The sequence below is a fragment of the Latilactobacillus fuchuensis genome (assembly GCF_900258455.1).
GTDB lineage: Bacteria > Bacillota > Bacilli > Lactobacillales > Lactobacillaceae > Latilactobacillus > Latilactobacillus fuchuensis.
The window spans coordinates 775,496-787,912 of the sequence record NZ_LT984417.1 but is presented as its reverse complement, the minus strand read 5'-3'; the positions used below and the strand labels follow the sequence as shown (position 1 = coordinate 787,912).

12 protein-coding genes are annotated in these 12,417 nt (G+C 41.3%); 3 read left to right on the top strand and 9 right to left on the bottom strand.

Annotated elements, in window-relative coordinates:
* Window positions 1-106 precede the first annotated feature (106 nt).
* The 3 genes from LFUMFP_RS03665 to LFUMFP_RS03655 are packed head-to-tail and all read right to left on the bottom strand — an operon-like array spanning window position 107 to window position 4,693.
* The gene (locus tag LFUMFP_RS03665; RefSeq protein ID WP_056950080.1) at window positions 107-1,075 is read right to left on the bottom strand and encodes a LacI family DNA-binding transcriptional regulator; all 969 of its coding nucleotides are present in this window, start codon (window positions 1,073-1,075) and stop codon (window positions 107-109) included.
* Window positions 1,076-1,088: 13 nt separating this feature from the next.
* A complete protein-coding gene (locus LFUMFP_RS03660; protein WP_106483082.1) occupies window positions 1,089-3,371 on the bottom strand; it encodes a glycoside hydrolase family 3 C-terminal domain-containing protein in 2,283 nt (760 codons plus the stop codon).
* Between the two features lie 2 nt (window positions 3,372-3,373).
* Window positions 3,374-4,693 (bottom strand): PTS sugar transporter subunit IIC, encoded by a 1,320-nt coding sequence (locus tag LFUMFP_RS03655; protein WP_025083421.1) that lies wholly within the window; start codon window positions 4,691-4,693, stop codon window positions 3,374-3,376.
* Window positions 4,694-4,841: 148 nt separating this feature from the next.
* On the opposite strand from LFUMFP_RS03655, the gene LFUMFP_RS03650 reads away from it, so the two are divergent.
* From LFUMFP_RS03650 to LFUMFP_RS03640, 3 genes are all read left to right on the top strand, one after another.
* Window positions 4,842-5,252, top strand: coding sequence for a peptide deformylase (locus tag LFUMFP_RS03650; protein WP_106483081.1), 411 nt, complete (start codon window positions 4,842-4,844; stop codon window positions 5,250-5,252).
* 1,086 nt (window positions 5,253-6,338) lie between these two features.
* Complete coding sequence (gene clpP, locus LFUMFP_RS03645; RefSeq protein ID WP_025083419.1) at window positions 6,339-6,923, top strand: ATP-dependent Clp endopeptidase proteolytic subunit ClpP; 585 nt, start codon at window positions 6,339-6,341, stop codon at window positions 6,921-6,923.
* 109 nt (window positions 6,924-7,032) lie between these two features.
* Complete coding sequence (locus LFUMFP_RS03640; RefSeq protein WP_025083418.1) at window positions 7,033-7,554, top strand: DsbA family protein; 522 nt, start codon at window positions 7,033-7,035, stop codon at window positions 7,552-7,554.
* A gap of 68 nt (window positions 7,555-7,622) precedes the next feature.
* On the opposite strand, the gene LFUMFP_RS03635 is transcribed toward LFUMFP_RS03640, so the two are convergent.
* From LFUMFP_RS03635 to LFUMFP_RS03610, 6 genes are all read right to left on the bottom strand, one after another.
* Window positions 7,623-8,075: a MarR family winged helix-turn-helix transcriptional regulator gene (locus tag LFUMFP_RS03635; RefSeq protein WP_106483080.1), complete on the bottom strand. Its 453-nt coding sequence runs from the start codon at window positions 8,073-8,075 to the stop codon at window positions 7,623-7,625.
* A gap of 95 nt (window positions 8,076-8,170) precedes the next feature.
* Window positions 8,171-9,115: a DNA-binding protein WhiA gene (gene whiA / locus LFUMFP_RS03630; RefSeq protein WP_025083416.1), complete on the bottom strand. Its 945-nt coding sequence runs from the start codon at window positions 9,113-9,115 to the stop codon at window positions 8,171-8,173.
* Window positions 9,116-9,117: 2 nt separating this feature from the next.
* Window positions 9,118-10,152: a gluconeogenesis morphogenetic factor MgfK gene (locus tag LFUMFP_RS03625; RefSeq protein ID WP_025083415.1), complete on the bottom strand. Its 1,035-nt coding sequence runs from the start codon at window positions 10,150-10,152 to the stop codon at window positions 9,118-9,120.
* Complete coding sequence (gene rapZ / locus LFUMFP_RS03620; protein ID WP_025083414.1) at window positions 10,149-11,033, bottom strand: RNase adapter RapZ; 885 nt, start codon at window positions 11,031-11,033, stop codon at window positions 10,149-10,151. The genes LFUMFP_RS03625 and rapZ overlap by 4 nt, the downstream gene beginning before the upstream one ends.
* Before the next feature lie 132 nt (window positions 11,034-11,165).
* Entirely contained in the window at window positions 11,166-11,723 is a 558-nt protein-coding gene (locus LFUMFP_RS03615) for a GNAT family N-acetyltransferase (protein ID WP_025083413.1), read from the bottom strand.
* Between the two features lie 100 nt (window positions 11,724-11,823).
* Window positions 11,824-12,360 (bottom strand): HdeD family acid-resistance protein, encoded by a 537-nt coding sequence (locus LFUMFP_RS03610; protein WP_025083412.1) that lies wholly within the window; start codon window positions 12,358-12,360, stop codon window positions 11,824-11,826.
* Window positions 12,361-12,417 lie beyond the last annotated feature (57 nt).

The window sequence follows — 12,417 nt, the reverse complement described above, 5'->3', positions numbered from 1 at the left end:
ACCAGCCTTTTTGAGTTGAACGGAAATTGATGAGTTCTGGCGCGCGTCAATGCAAAATATGCATTTAATATCAGAATACTATAACTTATGTCACACCCTCTTTTATTTAAATACCATGTATTTCATTTTCCATAACGATTGTTTGACCAGCAGGCAACGTTGAATCATTCAAGCGCGCTAACAAAATCTCCGCACACTTAACCCCAATTTCTTTAGTGGGCGGTTGAATGGCCAAAATTGAAGAGGTAACTTCATCAATTTGATCAGCGTAGTCATAATGACTATAAAAAAGATCCTGACCAATCCGCACCACCGCGACGTTTAAATATTCTAGTGCCCCCACCGACATATTATAATTACTGACAAACAAGGCAGTCACCCCTTGCGCCAACAACTGTTGAGCGCCTTGATAACCACTTAATCGTGAATAATCACCTTCATAAGTCACCAATGAAACATCGGAGGCTAGCGCCACGGCTTCCGTTGCCCCGGCGAGTCGTTCACGCGCCCCATAATCGGTCTGACGCGCCGTAATCATGCCAATCTTTTGATGGCCCAAACTAATGATATGTTGAATCGCCTGTTTAACACTAGTTCGGTCATTGACGAGAATTGAATCGACATTGACCAATTGGTTAGGACTATTAATCGAAACAACTGGAATCGTCATCTGTGCCAGCTTTTCCATCCCTTGCCATTCTTCGTCGGCTAAAAAAACAATCAAGCCATCAACCGCGTGCGCCATCAGATAATCAATTTTCTGATTCACCAATTGCGCATCCCCATTGAAGCCACTTAATAACAAACTGTAACCCTGCTTTTCGACAATCGCTTCAATGCCCGAAACAACTTCCGCACCAAAACGACTTGAGATGCTGTTCATCAGCAACCCAATCGAAAAACTCTGATTGTTTTTTAAGCCTTTGGCAATGATGTTTTGTTTATAATCCAGTTGTTGAATGGCGTCTGCAATTTTAGCCATATTAGCGGCTTTTAATTGTTGACCATTTAAATATCGTGAAACCGTACCGACCGAAACACCGGCCACTTCCGCAACTTCTTTGACAGATGACATGTTAATTCCCCACTTAAATGGATAATGGGACCTCGACCTTTAAGTCAGCAATCATAATCGTGACGCGTTGTGCCGTTTTAACTGCCTGATCCATATCCATATATTTAAACACTTCATTCGGCAATATAAACGTCACGGTTTTTTGTTCATCTGGTTCAAAGCCATTTTTTTGGAAATCTTTCAATAACTTCAATCGTTGAATGACAAACCCACCTGTTAATTTGACAAAAAGTAACGTACTTTCCTGTCCCGCATATTGTCCGTTATTTTTTACTTTAACAGTTACTATCAGTTTGTCAACGTCAGTCTTGACTTGTAAATCTGAATAATCAAATTGGGAATAGCTAATTCCAGCCCCAAACGGATATAGTGGCCCACCAGATTGATCATAATAATCATCTTGTTTCGCCGCATCCCGCTGATAATAATAGACTGGTAATTGCTGCGTATTCCGCGGATAAGAAAGGCTTAACTTACCACTTGGATTATTTAAACCGCTTAAGGTGTTAGCAATCGCTTGGCCACCTTGTTGTCCTGGGAACCAGCCCACTAAAACGGCATCCGATAAAGCCGTCACTTCGGTTAAATCGTAAGGCCGGCCTTGGATTAAAACTGACACAATTGGTTTTTTCAATTGGCTTAACCGTTTCAATAACGTTAATTGCTGGCCGCCTAACGTTAAATCGGCCACATCGACATTTTCGCCTGAATCCATATTAATCCCTTTAGAGCTCACCGCCCCATTTTTTAGAAACTGCATTTCAAAATTACGGGCACTCGAACCCCCTAACGCTAATACAATCACATCGGCCTCTTGCGCAACCGCAATTGCTTGATCAATCAATTCAGTCTGTTGCTCGGTCTGTCTAACTTCACAACCTTGAGCATAGACGACTTCTGCATTCTTGAAAGTGTGTTTAATCTGTTGATAAATCGTCGCCGTCAGTCGCGTTGGACTTTGTGCGGCCGTATAATCACCTAACAGATGATAGACATCATTGGCGTTGGGCCCAATGACGGCAATCTTCTGTTTGGCTTGCGTCAACGGTAATAACCCATTATTTTTTAACAACGTCATACTTTCCTGAGCAACTTGTAAGTTCAGTGTGTCGGCTTGTTGTAAGACCTCTGCTAGTTCTGATGCTGGATCAGTTAAATAAGGTCGTTCAAATAACCCTAGCAAAAATTTCAAGGCCAATACGCGCCCCGCCGCGCGATCTAATAGTGATTCAGACACCAAGTCCTGTGCTAAAGCTTGGTCAAGTTGCATATAGGTTTGATCCCATAAACTTAAATCAACACCAGCAGTCAAGGCCGCGGCGGCCGCTTGCGGTTGCGTCTCAAAAACATCTGACAAACGATCCAATGCCGTACCATCCGCCATCACAATCCCTTGAAAACCGACTTGCTCACGTAACTGCCTGGTTAATAAATCCTGATTAATATGACAAGGGACACCATCAACATCGTTGTAAGCTGCCATCACACCCGCTGCATTCTGAACACTTTGTAACAGCGGTTGATAAATATCTGAATATTCACGGTTACCTAACGTGACGGTGCCAGAATTATGGCCACCTAGCGCTTCACCTTGGGCAATACAATGTTTCAAGACAACCCCAATTGGTTTTTCTGTAGCCAAATTCACCGGTTGATCCCAGAAACTGTGATTGCTTTGAATTAAATCGCCTTGGAAGCCATCGACAACGGCTTGGCTCATTCGTGCCGCTAAGATTGGGTCTTCACCAAAACATTCTTCAGAACGTCCCCAACGCGGATCTTTAACTAAATCTAAGGTCGATACTAAGGCAAGGTTAACCCCTTTTAGTGCTAATTCTTGCGCCATCAATTGCGCTGATTGTTTCATTAGAGTGGTATTAAATGCATTCCCGCGCCCAATATTAGTCGGGTACGAAATCCCGTCTAATCCTTGATGCCCATGAGGACACTCTTCGACAATCAACGTTGGAATCCCCCAACGCGACTGTTCAATCACGTATTTTTGCACCCGATTGGCCACCCGCCAACTATCCTGAGCAGCAACGCCGTTTTCAAAATTGACCTTCGACCATGGATCGGCTCGAAATAAACCGTATAAAGCGCCTAAACCACCGCCCCAGGCCACATGTTGTTTAAAGTCATCCGTCAGTTGTTCACGCTTTTCATCTGCAAAAGTTTCCCACCCATATCGGTTTTGATTGACCTGACCAATTTTTTCTTGTGTACTCATTCGACTCAACAAATCGGTTACGCGTTGGCGAATGGTTAACTTAGTATCCTGATATGGATATTGCATACTTATCCCTCATTCTGATTAACTTTATTACTTGCGATAACAAATGGTAAGAACAGAAATACATCTAGAACAATTAAAGCGATTGTCAATAACGCTGCCATATAGTCACCACCAGTTGCGATAAAGGATTGAATAACCGGTGGGGTAATCCATGGTGCTGCTGCAACGGTTCTCCCAATCAACCCCATGCTAGTCGCAAAATAGGCAATTAGTAAATTGATTGACGGAATGATTGCACATGGAATCATGTAAATTGGGTTCATAACAACGGGGAGGCCAAACATCACTGGTTCTGTAATATTAAAGAAACAAGTTGTTAAGCCTAACTTAGCGACTTGACGTTGATCTTTTCGTTTAGAAACCCATAAAATTGCGATGACTAATGGTAAAATACAACCGCCACCACCAATCAACCCAAATGCATTCGTGAAAGGTTCTGTGATAATATTTGGAATGGCTTTACCAGCAGAAAAGGCCGTCATATTTTCTTGGATTGATTGTAGTAATGGCGCTTGGCGGACCGGTGCCAAAATACTAGAACCATGCATTCCAAAGACCCACAAGAAATCTGAGAAGAATTGTAAGAATAATGTGCCAGGTACCGACAACACAAACGATTTTAGTGGCGTTTGAATCGCTAATTCAATTAATCGTGGTACGTTTAAGCCCGTCGTTTTTTGAAGAACGAAGACAAAAATCCCAAAAACCAGAATGACTGCAATTTCCGGTACCAATGAATTAAATGATGTTGCAACTGCTGGTGGCACACCTTCAGGCATTTTAATTCTAATTTTTTTAAATTTAGTTAAATGAATAAATAATTCGGTACTAACTAAGGCTGCTAACATTGCTGTTGCTAAGCCTGAAGAGGATGTTAAACTTTGTAAAAAAACACCAGTTGCTTCTGCAGTTTTACCATTAACTAAGGTTACTGTACTATTAACCGGCATTAAGATAAACATGACTGCGATACTTAGAATACCCGCATGGACTGAACTAAACGACGGGTCATCAACTTGACCGCTACGAACATAGTGATTCGCGAGATTGGCCCCAATATTGTAACAAACAACAATCGATAGAATGCTCATCGTACCGTTACTAATAATGGTTGCTAAATCGGCTAATGAACTTAAATCGATTATTTTTTGAACAGCTGTATTGGAAAAAATAAGAGCATTCAGTAAAACCATCAATGACGCCGCCATCACAAGTGGCATGGTCACAATAAAACTATCTCGAATTGCGATTAAATGGCGCTGGTTATTAAGTTTTGATACAAGTGGTAATAATTTCTCCGATAATTGATCTACAACTTTCACAAAAACATCTCCCTAATGACTATAATTGAACCGATTCAATTTTATATATTAGCATGCTTAATTATAATTTGCAATAGCGCTTTCATTGACTTGTAATTTTATTTTTAATTCTGCATACTAATTATAATGACATTTAAAGGAGTTCCCCATGATTAAACCCATTATGCACGACCCGACTTTTCTCGCTCAAACAGCGACACTAGCGACTGTTGATGATAAACAAGTCATCACTGACCTACTCGATACATTAGCCGCTAATACTGAACGCTGTGTCGGGATGGCGGCCAATATGATTGGTGTCAACAAACGCATTATCGTTTGCCAAATGGGCCCGATTGCGCTGCCATTAGTCAATCCAACGATTATCAAAAAAAGCGCCCCCTACGAAACTGAAGAAGGTTGTCTCTCTTTAACGGGTCAACGCGCAACCACCCGCTACGATCAAATTACGGTTCGCTATCAAGATCGTCAGTTTAAAACGCAGGAACAGGCTTTTACCGGTTGGATCGCCCAAATTATCCAACACGAAGTCGATCATTGCGAGGGCATTTTGATTTAAATTAAAACAAAGCTGGTTAACCTAAAATCACCAATTATCTTAAAATCAAGATAACTGGTGATTTTCTGTTAATGCTCAGTTGCTGAACGCAACGCAACACACTTAGTTTTTTAACGTGCTTTTGAGTTGCAACAACTTCCGCTTAATCTAAAATAACCGATAATCTTAAGAACGAGATTACCGGTTATTTATAATTAATGCTCAGTTGCTAACCGCAACTCAACACACTTAGTTTTTTAACGTGCTTCTGAGCTAGCTTCTTCCGTCTAGCTACGATTAGCAAATCATGACCAAACTCCGGTCATAATTCACTAATCTAGGCTATACTCAGAAGCTGACCAGCTCAGTCAGCACTTCGATCTTAACGTGCTAACCCAAGCAGACATTTCCGCCTAACTACATAATTGCCCATACGATTAAACTTCAAATCGTATGGGCAATTCTTAGGTTATGCTCAGGGTCAAACCGCTTGTGTGAGCACTTCGACCTTAATGTGCTTCTCAGCCAACTTCCTCCGTCTAGCTACGAATCGCAAATTATGACTAAAACCAGTCATATTTCACAATTCTAGGCTATACTCAGAAGTTCCCGGCTGATCAGCACTCATTTTTTTGACGCTCTAATTGACGAAAGCCACCCATTACTGGGTGGCTTTCTAATTAATTTCGCATATTAAATTGTAACATAATATTCTGGGTATCAAGCTTGCTGATACCACCATTAAACACGTTGGTTTAATGTTCGGGGCAACTTCACTAGAGTTGCATGATTTTAATTTGATTCGATTATGTTTAATTCTTGTGGTTCTAAATATTTTCTCGTTTAAACAGCGTAAGCCGCCTCTTTACACTACTTGTAACTCCAGGGTTACTCCAGTTTGATTAAAGTCTTCAAATAATACTTGATTCTACAGTGATAAGTGCTGATTAACTGTTAACAGTATAACATATTTTAAAGTTTGACGCAAAATCACTAAATATTTTCAGAAAAGAGGCTTTCCATTTGACCAAAATTGACCTTTGCTGTAAAATTTGATTTATAGATTTCAGAGTGCTTAAACTCTGGTTCATATAAGGAGGCAATTCAATGTTAGTACCTACAGTTATTGAACAAACGTCACGTGGCGAACGTTCATACGATATTTATTCACGTCTATTAAAAGACCGGATTATTATGCTATCTGGTGAAGTCAACGATCAAATGGCGAACACCATTATTGCACAATTACTTTTCTTGGATGCCCAAGATTCTGACAAAGACATTTCAATTTACATCAACTCACCCGGTGGTTCTGTGACCGCTGGTTTAGCGATTATGGATACGATGAACTTCATCAAATCTGATGTTCAAACCATCGCAATGGGCATGGCTGCATCAATGGCGAGTGTCTTATTATCAGCTGGGACCAAAGGCAAACGTTTTGCCTTACCTAACTCAACCGTCTTGATTCACCAACCTTTAGGTGGCGCTCAAGGCCAACAAACTGAAATCGAAATTGCTGCTCGCGAAATTTTGAAAACTCGGAAACGTTTAAATCAAATTTTAGCCGACAATTCTGGTCAAACGTTTGAAAAACTACAACAAGATACTGATCGTGATAACTACATGACGGCTCAAGAAGCCAAAGATTATGGTTTGATTGACGATATCATGGTTAACCAACCTAAATAATCACTATAAAAAGTCAATTCTTCGCGGAATTGGCTTTTTTAGTTCATAATTTTTTAAGGCAATCCCCATTTTTGCTATACTTGGTTAAGAATCAAAGGAGGCTTTTAAGATGGATATTAGTGTCATTAAAGCAGACAAAGTCACGATCGACGGCGGCATTGTACTGGGGGCCGAATCAGCGCCGATTACGACCGTCGAATTTCTAAATTTAGCTTGTCCCTATTGTCGTAAATGGTTTTATCGTTCGGATCAACTCTTAACCCAAGCCGTTAAAGAAGGGCGCGTCCGGCGGATTATTAAACCCTTAAACAAGGATAAAGATGATTTACAACTGGGTAATTTAGCCCACACCTATTTACCGTTTGACCAACCGGAAACCGCCGTCAACGCGATTCGTTTTCTATACGCACACCAACCCACTTGGCGCCCCGACTTAGCGCCCAATGAACTTGATCTGTATCTCAAACAGAATCTAAAATTGACCCCTCAAAATAATCAAGCGGCCTTAGCTGCGATTGAACACGAAGCACAGACGGCCAATATTCAATTTGTCCCCACGATTATTCTCGGCCAACATATTTTTGATGAATCAATTGATCTGACCGAATTAGAACAATTAATTTCGCAATAAGCACCAAAAAAGGGTCTAACCAGAGTAGTCAACTACTGATCTGGTTAGACCCTTTTTATAGCGACCTATTAGAACTGGCCTTCTTCAACCTGAATCGCATTTAAATGACGTTCGACTTCGTTCATACTTTGCCGTAATTCATGATATTTATCGCTTGAAAAATCTAAATAGTTGGTACAACCGCCAACGCGTTCGTAGATTTCATCTTTTTGATCTTCAGCTTTTTGCGTTAATGAGACATCAACGCGGCGTTCATCATCAGCTGCTCGGTTACGATTAACCCAACCATCAGCTTCTAGACGTTTCAATAGCGGTGTTAAGGTGCCACTATCAAGTTCTAGATGATGTCCCAACTCTTTAACCGACATCGTGCCATGTTCCCATAACGCTAGCATCGCGATAAATTGTGGGTACGTTAAACTAAACGGTTTTAAAACCTTTCCGTAAAAGTGATTGTACGCCTTTTGCGCACGATAAATTGAAAAGCATAATTGTTCATCTAATAAAACTGGTTCAACCATATTTCTTCCTCCAATTAATAGTGTCCACTGGTAAGCATATCATATAGAATTAAATTGCATAAGTCAATCTGGACCAACAATTAAATTGTACACCTTTATATGACGCCTTGCTGATAATTTTCTGCTAATTGATTTAATTTTCTTAAGCGGTGATTAATGCCAGATTTAGAAATCGCCCCACTTGGCATCCGTTCGCCAAGTTCTTTGAGCGTAATATCTGGGAATTCCAAACGTAATAACGCAATCTCGCGGAGTTTAACCGGTAGATTGTCCAAACCGATAGTGTCTCTTAAATATTCGATATTTTCGATTTGTTTCGTCGCTGCATCGATTGTTTTATTTAAATTGGCCGTTTCACAATTAACTAAGCGATTCACCGAATTCCGCATATCTCGGACAATCCGGATATCTTCAAACTTCAACATTGCATTCGTCGCGCCCACTACCTGTAAGAAATCCGCAATTTTTTCGGCCTCTTTCAGATAAGTAATGTAACCACTCCGACGTTCCGTGGTTTTGGCGTTCAATCCAAAGCGATTCATCATCTGTGCAATATCTTGATTATGTTCTTCATATAAAGAATAAATTTCCAAATGATAACGGCTGGTTTCAGGATTATTGACCGAACCGCCTGCCAGAAATGCCCCTCTTAAATAAGAACGAACCCGTTGATCCTCGTTAATGACATCCTCCGAAACCTGAGTATGAATCGTAAAGCCATCAGCTTCAACAATGTTTAAATCGTTGAGCACTTTATTCGTTCCGTATTTCAATCGTACGATATATTGATTATTTTTCTTTAACTTCATCTTACGGCGCACTAATAGTTCTGATTCAATCTGATAATTCTGCCGTAATAAACTATAAATCCGGCGAGCGATCGCCGGATTTTCAGTCTGAACATTTAAAACAAATTGATGATTCATTAAACTTAACGAACCATTCATCCGAATCAAAGCCGCTAATTCTGCCCGTGCGTGTTCTGGATGTACTTCTAACTGAGTTAATTCCTTCTTTACTTCACTAGCGTAGGAAGCCATCCTTATTCACCTCGTTTAGCTGTATTCACCTGAAAAGCCAAGTTCATAATTTCTTGAACGACTTTTTGACCATTATGAAAAACGCCATGGTTGCGTAATTCCAAAAAATTATCGGAAATGACCCGACAACCCAATTGGCGTAATCCTTTAAAATCATGTTCAACCGGCCATAAAATTTCATCATATTTCTGATGATCTAAATAATTTTCTGGCACGCGGCCGGTATTGACTAACACGGTATCCACAAAATTCTGTTGCAAATGTTCATTTAATATCCGAACATGATCAGCATCCGTAAAACGTTCGGTTTCACCCTTTTGGGTCATGATATTACAAATATAGATCACTTCTGCCTTTGTTTGGGTAACGGCTTGTCCTAAGTTTTCAATCATCAAATTCGGCAAGATACTCGTAAACAAACTCCCCGGACCTAAAACAACCACATCAGCAGCCATGATCGATTCAATAACTTCGGGCATCGCCGTTGGTTGGCCTTCACCGTCATCAGCGGTCTTCGTCACCCAGACGTGTTCAATCTGTTTGCGCGCGGCTGAAATTTCGGATTCGCCCACTAATTGCGTGCCATCTGTAAACCGGGCATTCAACGATAATGCCACATTGGCGGCCGGATAAACGTGCCCATCAACTTCCATCATTTCAGATAACCGTTGTACCGCATCGAATATGCCGGATTCCATTTCGGATAACGCCGCAATAATCAGATTGCCAATCGCATGGCCCGAGAAAAAGGCATCGTGTGATTTAAACCGATATTGAAAGATATCCAAGGTTAATTGTGGTAAATCTGATAAAGCGACTAAGACATTCCGAATATCACCCGGTGGCACGACGTTGATGTAATCCCGAATGACGCCAGACGAACCGCCATCATCAGCGACCGTCACAATCGCAGTCGCATCCGCGTTTTGTTCCCGTAAACTCTTCAAGATAACGGGGAGTCCGGTCCCACCACCAATGACAACCACTTTAGGCTGACGACCTTTAATCACCCGAATAATGCGATTTGCGGCTGTCATGACCGATTCACCGTTTCCTTTCGTTTCTTCATATCCCGATGGGTCACATCAACTGGGTAGTCGACAGCTAAATCATCGGCCAACCGTTGTGCTAACGCGACAGAGCGGTGTTGCCCACCCGTACAACCAATCGCGATGGTCACACTGGTTTTACCCTCTTCTAAATAGCCGGGCATGATATCTTTCAACATCCCGCTCAGTTGTTGATAAAACTTCTCGGTTGCGGGTTGCGCCATCACATAATCACGCACTGGCGCATCTAAGCCGTTTAATTCTTTAAATTCAGGCACGTAATAGGGATTGGGTAAGAACCGGACATCCATCACAATATCGGCGTCAATCGGTAACCCATATTTAAAGCCAAACGACATGACTTCAATATGGAATGAGGGATTGTCACTGGTTTTAAAAACGTGAAAAATTTGTTCGCGTAATTGACGTGGTGACATCGCTGACGTATCGACCACCATCTGCGCACGGTTTCGAATTTCAGTCAATAGGGCGCGTTCTTTGCGAATTCCGTCCATTAACCGACCTTCCATCGCTAACGGATGAGACCGGCGCGTTTCTTTATACCGTGAGACCAATTCTTCGTCTGACGCATCTAAGAAAAGAATTTTAGTGGTGACAAACTGGGTATTGTCCAGATTAGCTAACATTTCAATAATTTCATCATAAAAAGCACGCGACCGTAAATCAATGACGAGCGCAATTTTAGTGACCTTACCCGATTCTTTAACCAGTTCCCAAAACTTGGGTAACAAGGTTGGTGGCATATTATCCACACAGAAATAACCTAAATCTTCAAAACTTTGCATGGCAACGGTTTTACCGGCGCCGCTCATTCCTGTAATCACGACTAAGTTCAATGTATCTGTCATCTTACCACTCCTCATTTATCGCTTTGCTCATTGTAACATTCCTGGTGTGTCTTTGAAAGCGAACACACCTTATTTAGCCATGTTAATCAATAAAAAAAGTTAGCCAACAGGTAGACCATTGACTAACTTTTTTTATTGATTTTTCTGTGTTAACCATTGTTTCTTGGTTAGTTTCGTAAAATGTTCCTGTCTGGTATCGTCCAAGATTGGATTATACATTTCATCAATCGTCAGGGCTGGTTGAAAGCCAAGTTTAGCTTGAGCCCGTTCTGATTGGTGATTACCGTCATAGTAACCACACCAAATATTAGCTAGGTTCAAAGTCTCGAAACCATGTTCAATTAAGGCCGCCATCGCTTCAGGGATTAACCCCTGACCCCAGAATGGCACGCCGATCCAATAACCAATCTCAGCATCATCGGCGCCCATAAAAGGTTGGCCATCGCCGGCGCTAATCAGTTCTAACCCGACACTGCCAATAGCTTCGGTTGGATTGGCTTTTAACGTAACAGCATAGACCTCTGGTTTCATTAGATATTGTTCAATCAACTGACGGCTATTGGCCACGCTGGTGTGCACCGGCCAACCCGCAATCGGCCCAATCTTAGGATCTTTCGCATATTGATAGATGGCTGACGCATCATCTGGGGTGAATGGTCTTAGTATTAACCGTTTAGTTTCAATGATCATGTTTGTTTTTCCTCCGTTTTAATGAGTTGTACGTTTTCAATTAAAAATCATTTAAAAAAATCGGTCTATCCCGCAACTTAGGGATAGACCGATTTTAAATTTACATCCGTCGCGCAAAAGCAATGACGATAGCGTTAACCCCTAGAATGGCAAAATAGAAACCAACTAAAGTCGCTAACGTGACCGCTGTCACAACTGGATTCATCAAGAGCAATAAGCCGACGACAATCCCTAAGATATCTAAGATTATTGAAACGACGTATAAAAACAGATTGAACTGTTTTAAATGACCAACGTTTAATAAACCAACAATCGCATCCACTAGGAACCAAGCCGCAAAGACGTAGCTAATACTAATAATGCCGACTGGCACGTTGAAGATGAATAGGAACCCTAGAATAATATCCAAAATGGCATTAATCAACATCAAGGTTGCCCGAATGCCGGTATCTTCACGTAAATGACGATACGCGCTCAACTTGGCAATCCCACGAATAATCGCAGCAAGTGCAATCACCATCACAAAACCAGATAGAGCAACGCCTGGTTTCTTAAATAAGAAATAAGCCACTACTAGAAAAATCACACCAGTCATCAGTTCTGACCAATCAAATTCCCAATCATTCTTTCTAAACATATGCTTCACCCCATACAAATTGATACCCTTATCATACTTTTTTTAACGCAAATGCTC